At 31.2% G+C, this 23221-nt stretch carries 19 protein-coding genes and 3 pseudogenes; 14 read left to right on the top strand and 8 right to left on the bottom strand.

Translation table 11 applies throughout. From position 1 onward, the window contains the following. Positions 1-90 precede the first annotated feature (90 nt). Genes KA867_RS03480 through KA867_RS03470 form a run of 3 tightly spaced genes read left to right on the top strand, consistent with a single transcriptional unit; the run spans position 91 to position 2866 of the window. Positions 91-675: an MptD family putative ECF transporter S component gene (locus KA867_RS03480; protein WP_107505185.1), complete on the top strand. Its 585-nt coding sequence runs from the start codon at positions 91-93 to the stop codon at positions 673-675. Position 676: 1 nt separating this feature from the next. Next, the gene (locus KA867_RS03475) at positions 677-1396 is read left to right on the top strand and encodes an energy-coupling factor transporter transmembrane component T (RefSeq protein ID WP_107384010.1); all 720 of its coding nucleotides are present in this window, start codon (positions 677-679) and stop codon (positions 1394-1396) included. Between the two features lie 9 nt (positions 1397-1405). Next, on the top strand, positions 1406-2866 hold the full coding sequence (locus KA867_RS03470) for an ABC transporter ATP-binding protein (RefSeq protein ID WP_210137045.1): 1461 nt from the start codon (positions 1406-1408) through the stop codon (positions 2864-2866). Positions 2867-2885: 19 nt separating this feature from the next. On the opposite strand, the pseudogene KA867_RS03465 reads toward KA867_RS03470, so the two are convergent. The 3 genes and pseudogenes from KA867_RS03465 to KA867_RS03455 all read right to left on the bottom strand — a co-directional run. Then, a pseudogene (locus KA867_RS03465) lies at positions 2886-3283 on the bottom strand (transposase); the annotation flags it as partial. Positions 3284-3600: 317 nt separating this feature from the next. Then, positions 3601-5196, bottom strand: a complete 1596-nt coding sequence (locus tag KA867_RS03460) for a helix-turn-helix domain-containing protein (protein WP_348634790.1) — start codon at positions 5194-5196, stop codon at positions 3601-3603. A 42-nt stretch (positions 5197-5238) separates the two neighbouring features. Next, on the bottom strand, positions 5239-5580 hold the full coding sequence (locus KA867_RS03455; protein ID WP_210137043.1) for a hypothetical protein: 342 nt from the start codon (positions 5578-5580) through the stop codon (positions 5239-5241). Between the two features lie 462 nt (positions 5581-6042). On the opposite strand from KA867_RS03455, the gene KA867_RS03450 reads away from it, so the two are divergent. The 4 genes from KA867_RS03450 (at position 6043) to KA867_RS03435 (ending at position 11155) form a co-directional block, all read left to right on the top strand. Further along, positions 6043-7068: a LacI family DNA-binding transcriptional regulator gene (locus tag KA867_RS03450; RefSeq protein ID WP_107505079.1), complete on the top strand. Its 1026-nt coding sequence runs from the start codon at positions 6043-6045 to the stop codon at positions 7066-7068. 200 nt (positions 7069-7268) lie between these two features. Further along, positions 7269-8564 (top strand): MFS transporter, encoded by a 1296-nt coding sequence (locus tag KA867_RS03445; RefSeq protein WP_224395352.1) that lies wholly within the window; start codon positions 7269-7271, stop codon positions 8562-8564. Positions 8565-8580: 16 nt separating this feature from the next. Continuing rightward, on the top strand, positions 8581-10065 hold the full coding sequence (xylB, locus tag KA867_RS03440) for a xylulokinase (protein ID WP_210137042.1): 1485 nt from the start codon (positions 8581-8583) through the stop codon (positions 10063-10065). Positions 10066-10084: 19 nt separating this feature from the next. Continuing rightward, the gene (locus KA867_RS03435; RefSeq protein WP_107505078.1) at positions 10085-11155 is read left to right on the top strand and encodes an NAD(P)-dependent alcohol dehydrogenase; all 1071 of its coding nucleotides are present in this window, start codon (positions 10085-10087) and stop codon (positions 11153-11155) included. Positions 11156-11505: 350 nt separating this feature from the next. Here KA867_RS03435 and KA867_RS03430 read toward each other — a convergent pair whose 3' ends face one another. Continuing rightward, a complete protein-coding gene (locus KA867_RS03430; protein WP_107384230.1) occupies positions 11506-11769 on the bottom strand; it encodes a hypothetical protein in 264 nt (87 codons plus the stop codon). A 206-nt stretch (positions 11770-11975) separates the two neighbouring features. On the opposite strand from KA867_RS03430, the pseudogene KA867_RS03425 reads away from it, so the two are divergent. Further along, positions 11976-12649, top strand: a pseudogene (locus KA867_RS03425) (haloacid dehalogenase type II). Between the two features lie 249 nt (positions 12650-12898). Here KA867_RS03425 and KA867_RS03420 read toward each other — a convergent pair. After that, positions 12899-14068, bottom strand: coding sequence for an ArgE/DapE family deacylase (locus KA867_RS03420; protein ID WP_210137041.1), 1170 nt, complete (start codon positions 14066-14068; stop codon positions 12899-12901). A gap of 160 nt (positions 14069-14228) precedes the next feature. Here KA867_RS03420 and srtA point away from each other — a divergent pair, with 160 nt between their 5' ends. After that, positions 14229-14828, top strand: a complete 600-nt coding sequence (gene srtA / locus KA867_RS03415; RefSeq protein WP_210137040.1) for a class A sortase SrtA — start codon at positions 14229-14231, stop codon at positions 14826-14828. A gap of 83 nt (positions 14829-14911) precedes the next feature. Here the strand turns inward: srtA and KA867_RS03410 are convergent, their stop codons facing one another. After that, on the bottom strand, positions 14912-15580 hold the full coding sequence (locus tag KA867_RS03410; RefSeq protein WP_210137039.1) for an N-acetylmannosamine-6-phosphate 2-epimerase: 669 nt from the start codon (positions 15578-15580) through the stop codon (positions 14912-14914). Positions 15581-15745: 165 nt separating this feature from the next. Here KA867_RS03410 and KA867_RS03405 point away from each other — a divergent pair, with 165 nt between their 5' ends. Further along, positions 15746-16543 carry a MurR/RpiR family transcriptional regulator gene (locus tag KA867_RS03405; protein ID WP_210137038.1) on the top strand — a complete coding sequence of 266 codons (798 nt, stop codon included), beginning with the start codon at positions 15746-15748 and terminating at the stop codon, positions 16541-16543. Positions 16544-16689: 146 nt separating this feature from the next. Here KA867_RS03405 and KA867_RS03400 read toward each other — a convergent pair whose 3' ends face one another. Then, positions 16690-17562, bottom strand: coding sequence for an ROK family protein (locus KA867_RS03400; protein WP_107384224.1), 873 nt, complete (start codon positions 17560-17562; stop codon positions 16690-16692). A 225-nt stretch (positions 17563-17787) separates the two neighbouring features. Between KA867_RS03400 and KA867_RS03395 the strand changes: the two genes are divergently transcribed. The 4 genes and pseudogenes from KA867_RS03395 (at position 17788) to KA867_RS03380 (ending at position 22108) form a co-directional block, all read left to right on the top strand. Next, the gene (locus KA867_RS03395; protein ID WP_107386187.1) at positions 17788-18669 is read left to right on the top strand and encodes an N-acetylneuraminate lyase; all 882 of its coding nucleotides are present in this window, start codon (positions 17788-17790) and stop codon (positions 18667-18669) included. A gap of 25 nt (positions 18670-18694) precedes the next feature. Continuing rightward, positions 18695-20240: pseudogene (locus KA867_RS03390) on the top strand (sodium:solute symporter family protein). 289 nt (positions 20241-20529) lie between these two features. Continuing rightward, the gene (locus KA867_RS03385) at positions 20530-21336 is read left to right on the top strand and encodes a Cof-type HAD-IIB family hydrolase (protein WP_210137037.1); all 807 of its coding nucleotides are present in this window, start codon (positions 20530-20532) and stop codon (positions 21334-21336) included. 112 nt (positions 21337-21448) lie between these two features. After that, complete coding sequence (locus tag KA867_RS03380) at positions 21449-22108, top strand: NAD(P)H-dependent oxidoreductase (protein WP_107386190.1); 660 nt, start codon at positions 21449-21451, stop codon at positions 22106-22108. 175 nt (positions 22109-22283) lie between these two features. Here KA867_RS03380 and KA867_RS03375 read toward each other — a convergent pair whose 3' ends face one another. After that, a complete protein-coding gene (locus KA867_RS03375) occupies positions 22284-23093 on the bottom strand; it encodes a VOC family protein (protein WP_182474464.1) in 810 nt (269 codons plus the stop codon). Positions 23094-23221: the final 128 nt, after the last annotated feature.

Below are 23221 nucleotides of genomic sequence, written 5' to 3'. Positions count from 1 at the left end.
TAGTATCTTGAGTCTACAATGATGTTATAGCTTAGTTATGTCTACTTGTAATATTAATATTTATCGTTATGTGTAAAGAGGGAGTTTTAGATGAATAATAGTAAGATAGAAGTTAAAGATTTAATAAATATAGGACTCTTTACGGCAATATATTTTATTTTTATAGCACCTCCTGGCATTTTAGGTATTATACCTATATTCATGTTATTGCTTCCTGCAATGGTTGGTTTAGTAGGTGGCATACCTATTATATTACTAATATCAAAAGTTCAAAAATTTGGTGCATTGACGATATGCGGTACGATTGTAAGTCTTATTTTAGCTATAATGGGGCATCCATGGATTGCGTTGATATTTAGTATACCTGTTATATTAATTGCAGATGGCTTAATGGCCATGAAACACTATAAAAGCTGGAAATACAATTGTTTAGGGTATATTCTCTTTTCCTTTTGGCCTATTGGTACATTTATACCATTTTACTTTATGAGAAATTCATATTTATCTTTTATTCAAGACAAATACGGTATTGAATATCAGAATACTGTCGCCACTTTATTTTCTGTTGAAATGATACCAGTTATTATTATTACTACAATAATTGGTGCATGGATTGGCGTTTATATAGCAAAATTAATTTTAAAAAAACATTTCAAACGTACAGGTATGATTTAAAATGTATAGTCAAACTATCCCACAGACCTATTTATTAAATTTAGACCCAAGAATTAAAATTGCGTTAATCTTGATGATATCACTAGTTGCATTAACAGGTGGCGTTACAGGTGTTGAAGTGTATTTAAGAGCAATAATAATACTTGTTCCAGCATTACTATTATTATGTATTAAGAAATATACAATAGGGTTATTCATTTTGATTTTAACTGTGATAGCGTGGTATGGAGAAGCATTTGTAACGATTGGTGGTAACCAAGTTGCCACATTATTGATTTTTGTACCTTCGGGCATCATAACACGCTTTTTACCTTCACTTGCAATGGGCTATTATATTTTTAAAACTACACAAATTGAAGTGTTAATAACAGGATTAGAACGGATGAAATTATCAAGAAAAATCACGATCCCGATTGCCGTTATGTTTAGGTTTTTGCCAACAATTAGAGAAGAGTCAGCTGCTATAAAGGATGCTATGAAAATGAGAGGTATATCTTTGAAAATCGCCTTTATACATCCAATACAATATGTTGAATATCGTGTTGTCCCATTACTAAACAGTGTTGTGAAAATTGGTAACGAATTAACAATTGCTTCAATTACACGCGGTTTGAATTTAACGCATAGACGTACATCAATTATTTCCCTTAAAATTCGTTGGTTAGATTGGTTGTTATTAATATTATTACTGTTACTTTGTATCATTTATTATGTAATGTGAGGGTAGAATATGATTCAATTAAAAGATGTGTCTTTTAAATACGAAGAAAGCAAAAGCAAGATATTAAATAATATTAACCTTACTATTGAAGATGGTGAGGTTATTTGTTTAACTGGGACTTCAGGCTGTGGAAAAACTACCTTAACGAGGTTGCTTAATGGTATTATTCCTAACTTTTATAAGGGAAACATAGACGGCCAAATTTTAATAAATCATAAAGATGCACAACAGCAAGATGTTTATGAGTTAACACAACAAAGTGGCTCTGTTTTCCAAAACCCAAGGTCACAATTTTTTTGTTTGAATACGACAAGTGAACTTGCATTTGAACTTGAGAATTATGGTATATCACCCAGTCAGATTATGACACGAATCAAAGAAGCTGCTGAACAATTTAATTTTAAACACCTTTTAGATAGGGACATATTTAATTTGTCAGGTGGCGAAAAACAAATGCTGGCTTGTAGTGCTATTCAAGTATATGGTCATGAATTGATTATTTTAGACGAACCTTCGTCAAATTTAGATTTTAATACCATTTTTAAAATACAACAAATGATCAAAATTTGGAAAAATGAAGGTAAAACAATTATCATTGCCGAACACCGTTTACATTATTTAACTGAAGTAGCAGATCGCTTTATTATAATGAAAGATGGGAAAATAAGTGAAATTTATGAAAACGAACAATTTAATGCTTTATCAAATAAACAATTAGCAACTCTAGGATTAAGAAACATTCATTTAGAACAATTGAATGTAAAAGCTAAACGTAATAATAAATTGGGATACTTAAATTTGCAAAATTATTATTTTAAATATAAAAGAAGACAGAAATTAGCTTTAAATATAGATGATGTCAATATTAGTAAGGGCAAAGTGACAGCGATTATTGGTCATAATGGCTCAGGTAAATCAACATTTGCACGTTGTTTAACAGGTGTTGAGAAAAAATTTAAAGGCTTTATTGATACTGGAGAAAAGAGGATAAAGACACAACAAAGCCTAGTAGATACTTATTTGGTATTTCAAGATGTTAATAATCAATTGTTTGCTGAAAGTGTGGAAGAAGAACTGAGGTTGAGTAATCCAACTTTAGATGATGAGACAATAAAGCGATGTTTGCAAAACTACAATATATCTGAACATTTTGATAGACATCCTTTATCGCTATCTGGAGGAGAGAAGCAGCGTTTAGCTATTGCTAGCGCAGTAGAAACGAAACGAGATATTCTGATTTTTGATGAGCCTTCTAGCGGTCTAGATGGTCATCATATGCGTGAAATGAGTACAATCATTAATAAATTAGCAAATGAAGGGCATACTGTGTTAGTTATAACTCATGATTATGAAATGTTACTTTCATGTGCAGATGAAGTGCTTCATTTGGAAAAAGGTAAAGTTAAAAAACAATATGAGATTAATGAAGATACTGTTGGATATTTGCAATCATTTTTTAATATCGTTTAAAAAATAAAAGATTTAAATATTATAAATGAGTAAACGAGTTCGGGATATAAATGTATCTGACTAAACAGAAAACGATAATTTCTATTGAAATATGTAGAAATTTGTTGTTTTCTTTATTTTTCTTAAATTTAATGCCATTAGGCAAATCCTAATTCTCTTTTGCCTTTCTCTATCCCTCGAACTGGCATTCGAGTGAAACCCAAAATAGCCTTCATGAATCCAAAAACTGGTTCTACATCAATTTTTCTTTGACTGTAGATTTTTTTAGTCTCTGGTTCTGAAAGCTGTTGATTAATTTGAGATTTAAAATATTCCCAATTAAAATGCTTCATTATCTTCTTATTCGTTTTTGAATTATTTTTTCATACATAAATTTTTAAGTGGACATTTTAAACAATCATCACATTCGTATAATTTGAGTCATGTTATAATCTTTATACATAAGGCACCTCGTTAATTTGGTTTAGTAGTGTTTATTAAATTATACGAAAGGGCCTTATTTTTTGAATAAAAATGCAAATTGTACTGATTTTGTAACGTGCTGACGCCCGGGGGAATAGTATGAGTGAGAGACTACAGGCTCGAGCCATACCCCAGGCAAGCATGCACGGTCAAAATCGGAAGATTTTAAATATAAAGAGGACAAATCCATTGTTAAGGATTTGCCCACTTATTTTGAGAATGGGGATTTATGTCACAGTCTCTTTTACTTTGCTTTCGAATCATTTTGTTCATCAAGAGTGAATCGGAAACATGATATATTTTATTTCTGATTCTGAAACTTTAATCGTCAATAAATTATGATAACTATGCATCGTTAACTTAGAAAGAGGAATATTTGCATTGTTGATTTGTTCGAGAATTTTGGAATCAATATAACTTAAGTCAAGATTATTTGGGATTAACTGTGATATGAGACCGTGATTTTCATTAAGTACTCGAGTGTAAACTGGAAAATCGGTGATGTAATTATGAACGATATTTGCAACCAGGTCAGATTTTTGTGTTGAATAATTTAAAGTATTAAATAATAGTATGTGAAAGTGGTGCTTAGATTTTCCAATTAAACCGTAAGGCAATTTAGCGATATGCAAATTAAAAAAAGGTTTTAATAAACTGAAAACGTGAACAATTGGCATCGTACTACAATTATGGTTAACCAACATAAATTGGTCATCATCTTCAGAAAAATATGGAAATGCAAAGCCACCAATTAATGTTTGGAATTCAGTTAATAAATGCATAAGTAAAATATGTGGTGATACGGACATTGCTTTATAGTAATGTTTTAAATTAGAGTGCGTGACATTATTAAAAATTATCTTTTTAGCAATAGATGGATGTAATTGGTTTAAAAATAGCATGATGAGCTGACGGGTATCAAAAGTATTATCAGAGTTGAACCAATTTTTTGATAGTATGCTTTTTAGTAAGTAGCAATCAGTATCAATAAAATAATAATCTGCATTCAATGTACCAATATTTTTTTGGAACCTTGCAAAATTCCCACTATTTTCTAAGATGTGTCTAACATTTACCGCACATTTCAAAGTGGGAAATTGTTGTTTAAAGTTTTCAATTAATCTTTGATCATTTTTAAACGTTTTATGATTTGTCTCAACAAGCAAACTAACATTTGAAATATTATCATTAAGTAGTGTTAATAAATTTAATATTTTGATGATTTGATAATCAATTGTTTGCGAAAAAGGCGGGTTGTCAACTTTTAAAGTTATTTCAAAACCTTTGATAAGCAATTGCTTGATCGCTTCAAAGACGTTGTGATAATCTAATTTGTTTAAATCATCGAAATTAGTGTGAAGTAAAATTAAATTTGGCTTTGAAATTAGCGATAGTATTTTAATTGAAAAATTTGATCGATTAAATGAAATTAACTTATGTAAATCTTCAAATGTGATAAAAGTACGTGTCACATTAAATTTGTGAGTATACTTCAGTTTATCCAAAACGATTTGATTAGACGAAATATGTTGATTATGAGAAAAGTTATACATTTTGTTGATAATCTTAGTTAAGTTAGATGTGCTTAAAGAAACTTGGTACGGTGAATTCAAATCATTTTTCCTGAATTGATGAATATAGTATTTTGGTGGCATTTTTACATAAAATTTGAAGTTTTTAGAATATGTACTAACGTTAGTGTAACTATATTTTAATGCGACATCGTAAATACTTTGTTCCTTTTCTAATAAATCAAATAGGGATAATGCAATTTTAAGAGAACTTGTATATTGTTTGAAATTCATATTTAATATTTTGGAAAATAAAATAGATATATACGATTGTGATATATAAAAAGCTTTAGACACTTGCTTTGTAGTTAAAGGTTCATTGATATGTTTATGTATGTATTAAGTCAGACGTTGAACTAAAGGATGCTTGGTATACAAAGTTGGTAGATATTGATCATCTAAATGGACTTTTGCTTCTTTAAGTAAAAATTCAATAATATTTGATATATAAAGATGCATGTATTTTCGATTTTGAATGTGATTATGTAATTTTTGCAAAATTAAGTTACGAAATTGTTCTATATATTTAACTTGTTTGATATCAAAAAAGGCGTTAACGATGGATTTATCCTTTTCTATAAATAAAGGGAGTGGTATTTTAAGTTCTATTAGATTTTCAATATCAATATATTGATATAAATCTGCATTATTAATTATACAAGCATGGTCAATGGTTATCATCGATCCATTTAAATTTATTTTACACGACTTATTTATAGGAATTAAGATAATGATTTCATTTATGCATCTCGCTAATTCAGTCATATAATGATTTTTTATTGATAGAGAACTTATCACAAAGATCACCTTTACTTTATTATGTGACACTCACAATTAAATTATTAACGTTATTGTACAACTGACGCATACAAAATAGTTAGGTTACAAATAAAGTTTATTAAAATGATAGTAAGAATTAATAATTCGTATTTTGAATATAAGGGTAAATTGCAAAATCTTTATTTTGGAAAATAAAACACCCTTTGAAGTAATAAAATGATTAGTGTCCATTCAAATTACGCGATAATGAAAAATTTCCAAAATTTATGATAGCGTTTGCATTTATTATTATAAATATATATAATGAATTTAGCTGACAAGAATATGTCGAAACAAATAACTTAAACGTTTAAGGTGGGGGATATGGTAAAAAACAAACCTACACTTCATGATGTAGCAAAAGTTGCTGATGTATCTATTGCGACCGTTTCTAATGTTTTAAATAACAAAAGTACTGAATTAGGAAAAAAGACGAGGCAAAGAGTATTAGATGCAATTGATAAACTGCACTATGAACCAAACCAATTTGCAAGAAGTTTAAAAACTGGACAATCTAATTTAATTGTTTTCATTGTACCTGATCAAAATCCCTTTTTCACAGAAATACTGACAGAATTAAATAACGAATGTCAAAAACATCAATTACATGTAGCTGTTGTGTCGTCAGAGGAAAATGAACTAAAGCAACAAGCCTTAATAGAAACGTTTATCGCACAAAATGTAAGCGCTATTATATTAGTGCCTGTAAAATCTAAATTGAAGTTAAAGAAAGAGTGGAAGCAAACACCTATCTTGACAATAGATAGAAAAATAGATGGCGCAGATTTACCTTCTATAAGCGTAGATAACAAAAAAGCAGCGTTTAATGCAACTCAAAGAATTATTGATAGTACCTGTAAAAATATAGGGTTATTGTTAGCAAATCCTGATATTAGCACAACCTCAGAGAGAAAATTGGGTTATGAACAAGCGTTGAAGAAAAATAATATAAAGTTAGATGAACAAATTATTTATTATAGTAATCAGCAACTGGGCACGGATGCGCAAATTGATAGCGGCTATCATGCGACGAAATCATTAATTAATAAACATGTTCAAGCCATTGTGGCAACTAATCATTTATTGTTATTAGGTGCGTTACAAGCAATAAAAGAGAGTGGCAAAAAAATCTCTAAAGATGTAATTATAATTGGTTTTGATGATAGTTATTGGAATGAAATTTATACTCCGAAATTATCAGTCATTTCACAACCTACAAAAGAGATAGGTCGTGTCGCTGGAGAAATGATCAATCATCTAATTCAAGGGGAAAATGTTTCTTCGGTAGAACTAGATACGAAATTAATTATCCGTGAATCATGTTCATTTGCTGAGGATAAGACATTATGATTAAAACTTGAAAACATATTCTTAATCTAATAGCTGTTGATGCTTGTTATGGTTATATACAGTTGAAAAGCTATAGTTATATAGATTATTTAAGCAAGACGGGTTTTTAAAATCATTTGATTTTAATCCCGTTAACTTAATCACTAAAACTTAAACGTTTAAGTTTATTTTAATCATTTTTTAAATAAGGGGGAAATATTTTGGATAACGTTACAATTTCTAAAGATAGTCCAAAAACATGGATGGGTATTCCGAAAATTATTTTTATTGCACTTATAGCTATATTTATTTTTATGACAGGAGATGGTATTGAACAGGCATTTTTATCAAAAAATATTGTTGATATAGGCTTTTCTAGTGGTCAGGCTTCTTTAGTTTTTACAGTTTATGGTGTGATGGTAGTTGTGGGGTCATGGCTAGCGGCTGTTTTATCTGATGTTTACGGTCCTAGGAAAATAATGGCTTTAGGAACGGTGATATGGCTGATTTTCCATGTGCTTTTTTTACTGTTTGGAATAGGAATGGAGAATTTACCCATGATGTTAGTGTTATACGGTATTAGAGGATTGGGTTATCCTTTGTTTTTATATGGTTTCTTAGTATGGGTGACCTATATTACTGATAAAGCAAGACTAGCCACAGCAATAGGTTGGTTTTGGGCAATGTTCTCAGTAGGTATGGGAGTAATTGGTACTTATTTGCCTAGTTTCACTATTCCATTTATAGGTTTTAATGGAACATTATGGATGTCTTTAATATGGATTTTTATCGGCGGTTTAATCGCATTTATAGTTGTAGGAAAACGCGATGTAAAACCGAATATAACGCTTTCAGTTAAACAAAGATATACTAAAGTATTAAAAGATATCGGCGTCGTGTATAAAAATCCAGACATTATTAAAGTTTTTATCGTACGTATCATCAATCAATTATCATTATTTGGGTTAGTTATTATCTTCCCAGTATTATTTACGGAAACTATTGGTTTTTCAATGCAACAATGGTTATGGACATGGGGGACAATGCATGTGACATGTATCGTTGGAGATGTAGTTTGGGGTATTATCGCTGATAAAATTGGTTGGAAACGCCAAGTAATGTTATTCGGTTGTATTGGTTGTGGCATCACGACATTATTATTCTATTACTTACCAATTCTAAGTGGTGATGTGTTTGCAATCGCAATTTTATGTGCAGTATTATTTGGTATCACTCAATCAGCATTTGTTCCTATTTTTGCGATTTTTACAGCCTTAGAGCCCGATCATATTGGTGCTACACTTTCTTCACATAATCTTGCGGCAGGATTGAGTAATTTTATTGCACCATTAATTGCTACGCTTATTTTACCATTATTTAATGAAGTGGGCGTTGTATGGGCTTTTGCAATTTGTTATTTCGTAGGTGCAGCAATCACTTATTATATTAAAGTTCACCAACCTGGCTTTGGAGACGATAAAGTTAGAACATTAAACACACAAGTTGAAAATTATTAAGAAAGGGAGAGGTAAAGTGGAAAATGTTGTACTTGGTGTAGATTTAGGTACGAGTTCAGTGAAAATTATCGCTGTGAATAAATGTGGTCATGTTATTGAACAGTCAAGTATTTCTTTGAAATTGAGTCAACCATATGCTGGTTATAATGAACAGGATCCTGAATCGTGGGTTGATGCAGTAAAAGAAGGTATAAAAAAATTGATAAATAAAGATGCAATGGCAAATATACGTATTAGCGGTCTTTCATTTTCTGGACAAATGCACGGTTTAGTACCATTGGATAAATCATACAAACCTATTAGAAATGCAATATTATGGAATGACACTAGAACTACTAAACAATGCGAAGAACTAGAAAATAAATTTGGAAAAACGCTTTTAAATAATCCTATACTCGAAGGTTTTACATTACCTAAACTTTTATGGATGAAACAGAATGAGCCGGATTATTGGCAACAATTATCTGTGTTTTTGCTGCCTAAAGATTATGTACGCTATCGATTAACAGGTCATATTGCTATGGAATATAGTGATGCAGCAGGTACGCTTCTCTTCAATCCTAAAACAAATAACTGGGAAAAAGAAATAGGTGATAAGTTGAGCTTTGGTGATATATATCCACCGTTAGTACAGTCGCATAGCTACGTCGGTAACGTTACAGAAATTGTAAAAAATGAACTTAACATTACCGAAGATATTGCTGTTTTTGCAGGTGGCGCAGATAACGCATGTGGTGCACTAGGTTCTGGTGTTATAAAAGAAGGTCAAACGTTATGTAGTATAGGAACTTCAGGTGTGATTTTATCGTGTACTTCAAACAATGAAGTAGATTATGGCCACAATATTCATTTCTTTAAACATGCCATGCCTAATATGTCATATGCAATGGGCGTTACGTTAAGTGCAGGTCATAGTTTAAATTGGTTAAAAGAAATGCTTTTTAAAGCATATTCTTTTGATGAAATCTTGAATTTTGCTGAGAAATCTACAATTGGAGCAAATGGGTTATTGTTTTCACCATATATTCAAGGAGAGCGGACACCACATGGTGATGCATATATTAGAGGAAGTTTTATTGGCATAAATAGTAATACAGAAGAAGCGGATTTTGCACGAGCTACAGTCGAAGGTATTACTTATTCACTGTATGAATCTATTGTATATATGAGAGAAAACGGTAGGCAAATTGATGAAATTATTTCAATTGGTGGAGGTGCAAAAAACAGATTTTGGTTACAAATGCAAGCCGATATTTTCAATACTCAAGTCACTGCATTGAAATATGAAGAAGGACCAGGTGTAGGTGCAGCGATGCTCGCTGCATATGGTTTAGGCTGGTTCAATACAATGGAAGCTTGTGCTGAAACATTTATAGCATTAGGAGAGACATATAAACCTAATAAAGAAAATCATAAAAAATATAAGCAGTATTTTGAAGTTTATAAGAATATATACGCACAGACAAAAACGATGACAGAGAGCTTATTAAAGATTAATTAACTTTTAGGAGGAATTTAAAATGAGTAATAATATTCCAGAAACAATGAATATTTCAATATTAAATAAACCATTTGAGATGGAACTTAAAGAAGTAGATGTACCTAAGTTAGGACCGACAGATGTTTTAGTAAAAGTGATGGCAGTAGGTGTTTGTGGTTCAGATGTTCATTATTATGAACACGGTCGTGTAGGAGAATTTGTAGTTGAAAAACCACTAATTTTAGGACATGAATGTTCGGGAATTGTTGCTGATATTGGTCCGGAAGTAACACATTTTAAACCTGGAGATAGAGTTGCTATTGAACCTGGTGTTCCATGTGGAGAGTGTGAATACTGTAAATCTGGTAAATATAACTTATGTCCAGACGTTAAGTTTTTAGCCACACCTCCTATTGACGGCGCTTTTAGTCAATATATAAGTCATCCTGAAGGGTTTCTATTTCATATTCCTGATGCGTTATCATATGAAGAAGCAACATTAAATGAACCATTCTCAGTCGGTGTACAAGCATGTAAACGTGCGAACGTTCAACCAGGTTCTACAGTAGTAATTATGGGCATGGGCCCAGTGGGGTTGATGGCTGTCGTAGCAGCAAAAGCTTTTGGAGCTACAAAAATTATCGTGTCAGATCTTGAACGAATAAGATTGGATGAAGCATTAGAACTCGGTGCAACACATGCTATAAATATTAAAGAAGAGGATGTTATAACTCGTATCAATGAAATAACAAATCATAGAGGTGTAGATTATGCTTTTGAAACTGCAGGCAATCCTACTGCACTACAAAATGCATTAGCGGCCTTGAACAATGGAGGAACTTTAGCAATAGTTGGCTTGCCTCAACAAGAAAACATTGAATTAAATATACCGTTTATTGCTAATCATGAAATCAATGTTGTAGGTATTTTTAGATATGCTAATACTTATCCAATGGGCATTGAAATGTTATCTTCAACTGCAGCAAATTTAAATACAATGTTTACTGATTCATATGATTTAGAAAATGCACAAGAGGCTATGGAAAGAGCGAGAACAAACAAAAGTGGTTCATTAAAAGTTATGGTTTATCCTAATGGAAAATTAAAGTAAGCGCATTATAAGAAGATCTAAAATCACTGCCTGAAAGTGATTTTAGATCTCTTTTCAAATGAGCAATTTTTGCACATTTGTTGAGAATGCAGTGCGATACCATTTGTGTTAATGGGTGCATAAAGTTTAATTCTGGGAATGGAATATAACTATGATGATAGATGGCAATAAAAGCCTAGAGGTATAGCACGAAACATTCTCTTAGAATATTATATAACTTAAAATGTATTTTTACAATATAAAATTCATAAAAATTAAAATAGTTAGATGATACGCGTTATAAATAAAAAATAGTTACTTTACTGTAATAATATAAAATTGAGCTTTGAATGATTGAATAACAATGATATTTACTTTTCTTTTTGATAAAGTTCAAATGCTTTGTACAGAAATAATAGGAAAGAGATGATTAAAAACAAAGTGAATAAACCATTGAAAATAGGATTGCTAAAAAATTGAAAAATGGTAATAGCGCTCAATGATTCTAAAAATACTGAACCGGTTGTTTGTATTTGTAAGAAGTCAAATGAAAATAAAATTAAAGTAATCATCAACATATAACCTGTGGCGATAAAAAAGAGGTTTAATAAATCTAATAGAAACATTCTTCTCATAACAACCAGCCTCCCTTCTTACTGTTCTATAACCGTTTTGTAGTATAATAAAGCTATAATTAAAAAATTTACAAAAAATTAATAAATGATAGAATGCATCACCTTTCAATGACCTTTATCATTTTACAAAAATGATAAGAAACTGTTTGACTTTGTTGAAACGTGATAAAGAATAGTAAATGTGTGTTTTGAATAGGAGGTTTAAAATGTATAAAGCAATTATTTTTGATGTTTATGGAACACTTTTTGACATGTCCTCTTTAAAAAAAGTATGACTCAATTTGATGATGAACAAGCAACATCTATTTCTAAACTGTGGAGAAAAACGCAATTAAATCACATGTTTTTAAAACAAATTATGCAACGATATATCCCATTTGATGAATTAACAAAAGAAGCTTTACGTTACACAATGGATGAGCACAAAATAAAATATGATCGAGAAGATATAAATCGTTTGTTTGATGCTTTTTTAAATTTAGAATATTTTCACGAAGTACCTAAAGTACTTGCCCAGCTGAACAGCATGAATATCAATGTAGGCATACTATCCAATGGAAACGATAATATGCTTAGACCATTGATTGATAACTCTGAATTAAGTGAAGATATCAGTACGGTTATGAGTGTTAATGAAATTAAGCAATATAAACCAAGCCCTGCAAGTTATGCATTGATTTTGAAATATAATCATTTGAAAAGAGAAGAAATATTGTTTGTTTCTTCTAATTCTTGGGATGTAACTGGAGCAACAAATTTTGGCTTTGATACGGTTTGGGTGAATAGACAAAAAGAACATTTTGATTATAATGGACAGAATCCTACAATAACAGTTAATAATTTAAATGAATTAATTAATTGGTTAGAGATGAAAAAATAAATATTCATGCTCATCCATAATGATTACAAGAAACCAAAAGTCTTAGTGACTTGGATGAAAAGATGGCGTACACGCTCGGATTATCATACATCATATTTCAAGCAAGCATGCTACGTTCAAATTTGTAAGGCGTTAAATCTAAAAGGACGAATCCACTTCATATGGATTCGTCCTTTATTTGAGTATGAGGTTTATATTTTAGCCTTTACTTATTGAGCTCATGGTAGTTACATTATGTGTTTTGTTATTTTATTTAGAAGTATTTAAATATTGTGGTAATAATTGGCTATATAAATCTATAAAAGCTAGATAAGTATCTTTATAAACATATTCATCAACTTGATGTGCTTGGCCAGTTTCGCCTGGACCATACATTACAAATGAAAAACGTTCATCTTTATCCTTCATTAAATATGATGCGTCTGTAGTTGCAGTAGAAGAAGTTACTTCTAGGTTTCTATCAAAATAAGAATCACCTAAAGATTTAGCCAATTTTAAGAATTCATTATCCCCTTTAGTATATACAGGGTCACGATTTACATAAGGATTAACAGTAATATCAGCGTCACTTTCTTGTTTAACTTGATCTTTTATACTGTTAAATAGTGCTTCAAATTTATTATTATCGTAATCTGGTATAGTACGCATATTAAACAATGATTCAGCATAAGCTGGTATTGAGTTGACTTGATCACCACCGGAGATAATTGTTGAATTCATTGTTGGGGTACCGAGTAATTCACTTTTAACATCTACTTTGTTATAAGCTTTGTTTAAATAATGAATAAAATCAACCAAAGGATTAATTGCATTATAACCTAATTCAGGCATTGAGCTGTGTGAAGATTTACCTTTGGATATAACTTGAATATCCATTGTACCTTTATGTGTATAAACAATGCCATCTTGTGAAGGTTCTGCAATTAATAAAGCTTCGACGTCATCCATATAACCTTTTTCATGTAATAAAGCAGCGCCATCACTCGTTACTTCTTCTCCAGCAGTCGCCATAAATCTGATTGTACCTTGATTTAATGTACCAGCTTCTTTAATTTCTATTAAACTAATTGCTAAAGCAGCTAATCCAGATTTCATATCTGCAGCGCCACGTCCATGTAATCTACCTTGATCATCTTCTGTGAGCTTAAATGGATCATAATTCCATAAATTTTCATCACCCGTAGTGACAACATCCATATGTCCTGAAACACCAACAACAGGTTTGCCATCACCAATTTCTGCCACTAAGTTAGCTCTCGTAGTTTCACCTTCAAGTTTTTCAATGTTGGTATGAATTCCGTATTTATTAAATAAATCCTGTAAATAATGTGCGACATCAAGTTCATTTTCATTCACAGATTGAATTTCAATAATGTCAGATAATATTTTTACACGTTCATCATCTGAAAATACTGACATACAAACACATCCTTTATATATATTGAATACTTTAGTATCTACCACATTATGAAATTTTTAAAACTATAAAAGGTTTTATGGAGAAATTAACGTTGTTAGATAATGAGTTGTGCTATACTTACAATGAATATTTTGATTTAGAAAAAGGAGTATTCGTTACATGAAAAAATGGGGAAGTAGGCTTGTCACACTAATTGGTGTAGCACTCATCATAATAGCGATTTATTTATTTATAAAACCAAAAATTGATAATTACTTTGCACAAAAAGACAATGAAAATAAAATAGAACATTATGACAAACAATCTAAAACCTCTGAAAATGAGAAAGTAGAAATACCTAAAGATAAGACAAAAATGGCAGGATATTTATCAATCCCTGATGCAGATATTAAAACACCTGTTTATCCAGGACCTGCCACGCCCAAACAATTAGATAGAGGCGTAAGTTTTGTGGAATCAAACGAAACATTAGAGGATCAAAATATCGCAATTGCAGGTCATACATTAACGGGTCATTCGGATTATCAGTTTTCTAAGTTACCTGAAACAAAAAAAGGAAGTAAAGTTTATTTTAAAGTTGGAGATGAACGAAGAACGTATAAGATTACTAAAATTTATGATGTGAAACCAGATGAAGTCGAAGTGCTAGATGAACAAGCATCGAATAAGAAGCAGTTAACATTAATTACATGTGATAATTACAATGAGCAAACAGGTGAGTGGGAAGAAAGAAAAATATTTGTTGCCGAGGAACTATAGCATACTAAATAAAAAATTATATAAAAACCCATATTCATTAACCATGTAGGAACCATGTATTTGAATACGGGTTTTTTAAATTATTAATTTTCAATTGCTTGAATAAATCTTTTAGTGATTTCTTTAGGGCGTGTAATCGCACCGCCGACGACTGTACAGTGAACATTTAATTCTGTAACTTGTTTAAACATTTCAGGTGTGATGACATTTCCTTCAGCTATGACTTTCGCATGAACATGTAATAGCACATCTTTTAAAAATTGGAAATTATCTTCATACAAAATATGTCCTTTTGTATAACCAGTATAGCCACGAAGGGTAGTTCCTATGTAATCAAAACCTAATTTATCAGCATATTGTGCTTCTTCAAGTGTAGAAATATCAGCCATGATTTCTATATTTGGTGCATGCTGACGTATATATGAAACAAGTTCTTTAAGTGATTCTTTAGGACGTGCTTGCTTTGTGGCATCAAGAGCAATGACTTCACATTTACTTTCTAGTAATTCATCGACTTCTTTACGTGTTGCAGTGATAAAAACATCAGAATTTGCATAATCTCTTTTTACAATACCGATGACAGGTAAATTCACTTCTTGTTTTATAGCAATAATATCTTCTTTAGAATTTGCTCTAATGCCTACAGCCCCACCTTCGTATGCAGCTAAAGCCATTTTTGACATGATAAAAGATGAATGTAATGGCTCATTTTCCAAGGCTTGACATGAGACAATTAATCCTTGTGGTAACATAATTATACACTCCGTAACTTTAGTAGATTTAATAAAATACTTTATTATCTAATAGATTTATATTTTTAATATAACACCAAGAAAATAATAATCAATATATTTCATTGTTATGAAAAACATTTTCATTTATAATATAGCTAATATTGGGATGGGAGGATGCACAAAATGAAATTCGAAAATCGCGTTCAACGTTATCATCATTTATTTACCAAAACAGATAAACAAATCGTAGCATATATTCAAAACAATGACTTTGACGACACATTTTCAACAATTAATTCATTAGCATATGCGATTGGTACTTCACCTGCAACAATCACAAGGTTTAGTAATAAATTAAATTACGAGAACTTTCAAGATTTGAAGTTTAATTTACAACAAGAAATGTCAGAAAGAGTAATAGAAAATAGTCCATTAATTCAACGTATTCATAAATATCATCAAAATATTATTCAACAAACAGGAGAATTTATTTCTGATGAAAAAATTCAAAGTTTTGTAAACCAAATTATTCGTAGTCGGCAAATTATTTATGCAGGACTTGGTAGTTCTGGATTATCAGCTACTGAATTTTACTATCGTATGATGAGAATGGGGTTGAAAGGGAATGTGTCTACAGATGCATATCAAATGAAAATATTTGCTTCTTTATTATCAACTTCCGATACATTTGTTGCAATTTCAAATAGTGGCGAAACTACAGAGCTTATCGCTGCAGCTAAAGTTGCACATGAACGTGGTGCATATGTCGTAGTGATAACAAATTATGAAGGAAGTCCAATTACAGCGTGTGCGGATTTAGTGCTTATTACTACTGATCAATCTAGAAATAAAGACACCCAATTTATCAATACTCAAATAGCTACATTATTTTTAATAGATATCGTCAGTTACTTATTATTGGACGATACGTATATGCATAATGTATATCAACATACTAAAAAAGTAGTATTAAATGAATAGAATCATTGTGAAAATAAATATTTTTGATTAAAACATAAACGCCAAATTCTATTGGGATAATTTAGAATTTGGCGTTTTTTATAGTTTTGACTTTTAAAACGGAGTAACTTTCATTATTATGACAACAAAATGATGACAAAAACTTTTTAAAATCTAGAGACTGCTCCGTATAGTGCAGCGTGATTCTGTGTACTTGTTGTTTGTATTTGAGCATGACCGTATTGTTCAGGTAAATAACATTCGACTTTTGGTATGATGTATTTTAATAAATTTTGACCTTGTGACGAAACACCGCCACCGATCAGTATTAACCCAGGATCATAAATGATTTGTATTTGAGCGATGCCTTCTGCGATGGAATCACTCCATTGATTGAGTATGGCTAGTGCAAGCGTATCTTGTTGATCTGCTAGTTCAAATAATTTTGGCACATTGTCTTGATGAATAAACCCTTTTTCTAACATGAGTGCTTTTAAGGCAGTTGTTGAGGCACGTTGTTCAAAGGTTTTGTTTGTTTTTCTATCATAAAGCAAATAACCAATTTCATTAGCGCGATTTCTTTCGCCATTGTATAGTTGCGCGTATTTGTTATAAAAAGCGCCACCAATTCCTGTTCCTAGAGTTAAGCAAAAAATATTTTGTGAGCTGTAATCATGGAAAGCCAGTTCTCCTAATAATGCTGCATTGACATCATTAAATACATTCACCTGAGCATTTAACGGTTCAAGCAAAGATTTGAAGTCAGTTCCCTTATAATTGGGAATCGTTGGCCCAGCGTATTCAACTATACCGCGCTGTTCATCTATAACGCCTGCGCTAGAAATACCAACATAAAGTGGGTCGATTTGATAAGATTTCTGCAACATCATTACAAGCTCATAAACTTTATCCCTAATAAACGTATCGATGTTATTTGGGGTAGGTGTTTTGATGTACTCTATAAAATTTAATGATTGATCTACCACAGCAGCCTTAATTTCTGTTCCCCCAATATCAATAGCAATCTTATATTGATGCATATTTGCACCCTCCTTAATTTCTACAAGAAAATCAATATTGAAAAAATTTTTCACTCATATCATTATAAAATGATGCATTTTTTCAAAAAGCTATTGCCACACTCTATGATAGCGTTTACAATTTGAACTGTAAATAGAATAAATAAAAGATATTTTTTAAAGCATTATATGTTTATATAAATGATTAAAAATAATAACTTAAATATATAGATGGAGGGTTATAAAATGGAAGAGAATTTAAAAGGTTTATATGCAGCATTATTAGTACCATTTGATGAGGATGGTCAGGTTAAAGAGGAAGGATTGGCGCAAATTGCACAAAATGCCATTGAAACTGAAGGATTAGATGGACTTTATGTTAATGGCAGCTCAGGCGAAAACTTCTTATTAAATAAAGAGCAAAAGAAACAAGTTTTTAAAGTTGCTAAAGAGGCAGTGAATGAGAATGTAAAATTGATCGCTCAAGTTGGATCATTAGATTTAAATGAAGCAATAGAGCTAGGTAAATATGCAACTGAATTAGGGTATGATGCCATTTCTGCAGTTACACCATTCTATTATCCATTTTCATTTGAAGAAATCAAAGATTACTATTTTGAATTAATTGAAGCGACACAAAATAATTTAATTATTTATGCAATTCCAGATTTAACTGGCGTTAACATTTCTATAGAACAATTTGGTGAATTATTTAATCATGAAAAAGTGGTCGGTGTGAAATATACTGCTCCTAACTTTTTCTTATTAGAACGTATTCGCAAAGCGTATCCAGATAAATTAATACTTTCTGGTTTTGATGAAATGTTAGTACAAGCGGCTATTTCTGGTGTAGATGGCGCAATTGGCTCTACATATAATGTCAATGGTAGACGCGCAAGACAAATTTTTGAAAAAGCTAAAAATGGTCAAATTGATGAAGCTTATCAAATTCAGCATGATACTAACGACATTATTGAAAATGTGCTGTCTATGGGCATTTATTCTACATTGAAAGAAATTTTAGCGACACGTGGTATTGATGGTGGATTACCAAAACGTCCGTTCAAACCGTTCAATGAAAACAACAGAGCTAAATTAGAATCATTAATTAACAAATACGATTTATAGGTTACCGTATAAGGGGATGAATTAAATGGAACAAGTTGGTTTTGGTATATGGAACTGGGTGGCAGTAGTTATTTACCTTTTAGTTATGCTTTTAGTCGGTGCATATTTTACCAAACGCGCAAGCCAAAGTACAGATAGCTTCTTTACGGCTAGTGGTCGTTTGCCTTCATGGGCAGTAGGGTTCTCTATTTATGCCACAACTTTAAGTGCGATAACTTTTATGTCTACGCCAGAAAAGGCTTTTTTGACAGACTGGTCATATATTGCAGGTAATATTGCGATTGTAGCAATTATTCCTTTACTTATATACTTTTATGTACCTTTTTTTTAAAAAATTAAAGGTGACGTCTGCTTATGAATATTTAGAGGCGCGTTTTGGACCTAGTATTCGTGTTATCGGTTCATTGTTATTTGTGTTATTCCATATTGGGAGAGTAGCCATTGTTATCTATTTACCTACATTAGCGATAACTTCTGTATCAGATATGAATCCATATGTAGTGGCAAGTTTGGTTGGTATTTTGTGTATTCTTTATACATTCCTTGGCGGTTTTGAAGGTGTTGTATGGAGTGATTTCATTCAAGGCGTCATTCTATTAGGTGGCGCAGCAGCAATCATTATTTTAGGTGTAGTCCACATTCAAGGGGGAATGGGGACTGTTGTAAGTGATGCATTAGAACATAAAAAAATCATTAGTGCTGATAACTGGAAATTTAATACTGCAGCCGCAGCAATTCCTATCATCTTTTTAGGGAACATTTTTAACAACTTGCATCAATATACAGCAAGTCAAGATGTGGTACAACGTTATCAAGCATCAGATTCTATATCAGAAACAAAAAAATCTTTATGGACGAATGGGGCCTTAGCTTTAATATCGGCGCCGTTATTCTACGGTATGGGAACAATGATGTACTCATTTTATAGTCATGAAAGTGCATTGCCTAAAGGGTTTAATACTTCTTCTGTAGTACCATACTTTATACTTACTGAAATGCCACCATTTGTTGCTGGACTATTAATAGCAGCCATATTTGCAGCGGCACAATCAACCATTTCTTCAAGTTTGAATTCAATTTCGGCTTGTATTTCTGTTGATATTAAGCACAGATTCTTTGGCAAGAAAGATGAAAAAAGTGAAGTTGGATTTGCTAGATGGATAATTATCCTTTCGGGATTATTTGGATTCGGTATGTCTATTTATCTAATTGCAGCAGATTCTAACGACCTTTGGGATTTATTCTTGTTAATTACTGGTTTAGTAGGAGTACCATTGGCTGGTGTATTTGCGGTTGGTATATTCACACGTCGTACCAATACGTTCGGTGTACTGATGGGATTAATATTTGGAATTATTTTTGCTTATATCTTTAACGGAATGGGTGGCGGCAATTCACCATTCTATGTATCTATTATTTCGTTTATAGTAGCATTTATTTTCTCTTATATCATAAGTATTATCGTGCCAGGTAAACCAAAAGATATTACAGGTTTAACAATCTATGATATTAAAGAAAAATCTAATTATGTTTCTATTGTTCGTATGAAAGAAGACAATCAAGAAGGCTAAAGCTTTATAAAGTTAGGTAAAATGAATCGTACATTGAGTTGTCATAGAATAGATTTTTTCCAATGTTAAGCTAAGATAATTTTTAGAAAATGAATACGTTATTCAAGGCAGATAGAATCAAGCATATTGCGTATGTGCTTTCTATTCTGCCTATTTTTTATTTAAAACTTTAAAAATTAGATTATTCACAACTTAAAGGATATAATTCAATTTATTTATTTTAATTTAGCGATGAATATGGATATAATGAATTACAGATATAAGCAGAGCATTTGAGGGGATGATAAGTATGATAAAAGCAATCGCAGTAGATATGGATGGTACATTTTTAGATTCAAAAAAACAATATGATCAAGAAAGATTTAATCGTATATTTCAACAATTGAAAAATGAAAATATTAAATTTATAGCAGCAAGTGGTAATCAATACGCAAAATTAAAATCTATTTTCGGAGATAAAGCTATGTTTTTTGTTGCTGAAAATGGCGCGGTTATTTATGAAGGCAATAAGTTATATGATTACCAAGCATTTGAAAAAGATGTTTTCCGTAATATTGTTAATTATTTAAATATCACCCGTGGTATCAACGAAATAATTGTTTGTGGATTGAAAAGTGCTTACATATTAAAAGACAATGAGCAATCATTTAAAAAAGATGCACATTTTTATTATCGACAATTAAAAGAAATAGAATCCTTACAAAATTTACCAGAAGACGAATATGTAAAAATCGCTTTAAATATAGATAGAGCAACACATCCTACACTTGATAAGGATTTGTCAAACCGCTTTTCACAAGATTTGTCACTTGTATCAAGTGGTCGAGATAGTATCGATATTATCATTCCAGGTATGACCAAAGGAAATGCATTAGCTAGATTATTAAAAAAATGGGGATTAGTGGAAGACGAGCTCATGGCATTTGGAGACGCAAATAATGATTTAGATATGTTGCAATTAGCAACATATAGTTATGTGATGGAAAATTGTGAAGATGAAACATTATTCGAAATTGCAAATTATGTAGCACCATCAAATGATAAGCAAGGTGTTTTATCTATTATTGAAGATCAAGTGCTTAAAATGAATAAGTAATATCTTATATCTTAATTCGGTATTAAGCTTAAACATTTTATTTTAATCCATGTAACAACCTATCCTATACTAAAAGGTATAAGATACAAATGGAAAGGATGGCAAACAAGAAATGAATGATATGCAACAAACAATTATAAATGCGTTTAATTTTAGACATGCAACAAAAAGGTTTGATTCAAATAAAAAGATAAATGAAAGTGAATTTGACACTATCTTAGAAGCGGGTAGACTGTCCCCGAGCTCTCTGGGATTAGAACCTTGGAAATTTATCGTAATACAAAATTCAGAAATTAGAAATAAGTTAAAAGAAATAAGTTGGGGTGCAAAAGGGCAGTTAGATACAGCAAGCCATTTCGTAATTATATTGGCACGTAAAAATGTAACTTCTAAATCACCATTTGTACAACATATGATTCGAGATATTAAGCAATACAGCGAAGATAGTATACCTGCTACGGAAGAAAAATTCGATAATTTCCAAACAAGTTTCCATATTAATGATAATGCACAAACATTGTTGGAATGGGCTAAAAAACAAACATACATTGCATTAGGTAATATGATGACGAGTGCGGCATTATTAAATATTGATTCTTGTCCGATGGAAGGATTTGATTTAGATGCTGTAACGCAATTTTTAATTGATGAAGGCTTGATGGATGAAACGCATTTTGCACCATCCGTAATGGTTGCATTTGGTTATAGAGAAACTGAAGCAAAAGAAAAAGTGCGTCAACCTCAATCTCATGTTGTAGAATGGGTTGAATAATAAGAACGACCATGACTAAAATATTTAAAGTTCGTACAAAAGAAAACCATGACATTAATGTCTTGACTTAAATAAAAAAACGTCAATTTCTATAATTATAATAGAAATTGACGTTTTTATTATTATAAACTTTAATAGCATGTTGAGTTATTATACTGTGCGTGATGTCTTAGCTTTATACTTTATCAGCTATTAATGACATTTGATTGTGTAAAGTAATATTTAAACCGTCTATTAAAAAAGTTTCTTCAACTTCATTGTTTGGTTTATAAATATCGATGTGGACTAATCCATAGCTGTTATCATTTTCAATTCTCGGTAAGCTGGATTGCCAAGTATTTACTGCAATATGATGGTGATAATATTTAGATGACATAAACAGAGCTTGAGGAAAATCGGAAATATGTTGAAGCCCTAACTTATCAATGTAAAAATGTCTAGCTACTGCTAAGTCAGATGTTTTCAAATGCAAATGCCCAATCTTTGCATTATTTGGTATTTTATCCCAACCTATCTCTGTTCTTTGATTAAGTAAATCAGCTGTATCTACTTGTAACGTATCCATTTTCACTTTGTCATTTTCCCACAACCATTCAGATTCAGGTCTGTCGTAATAAACTTCAATGCCATTTCCTTCTGGATCATTAAGGTATAAAGCTTCACTCACAAGATGGTCACCGCCACCAATCGGAATGTTTGATTGTGAAATATGAAATAAGAAATTAGCTAAATCTACGCGTTCAGGTAGTAGAATTGCTATGTGAAATAAGCCTGCTTCTCTTAAGGAAGGCTGACGTCCCTCTTGAATTTCATTTAATGTAATAGTATGGTCGCTCAAACCAACTTGTAAAATAGCAGAAGTATCATCTTTTGATACAACTTTAAGTCCTAAAATGTGTGAATAGAATTCCAACATTGTTTTTAAATTTTTAACATTTAAGGTGATATTTGTTACTTGAATTGCTGCTTTATCGTGAAAAGTCATCATTTTGCTCCTTTATAGTCAGTTATGATTTATAACTATAAGTTAATATAAAAAGTATACCAAGTCAATTTACTTGTCTCGCTATTTAGAATTACACAACGTTTAAAATCACTACTATATTTACATTT

Origin of the sequence: Staphylococcus sp. GDH8C109P (assembly GCF_017893405.1) — a bacterium.
GTDB lineage: Bacteria > Bacillota > Bacilli > Staphylococcales > Staphylococcaceae > Staphylococcus > Staphylococcus cohnii.
Note: the sequence above shows the minus strand (reverse complement) of the source record. Positions and strands in the feature narration are given on the sequence as shown.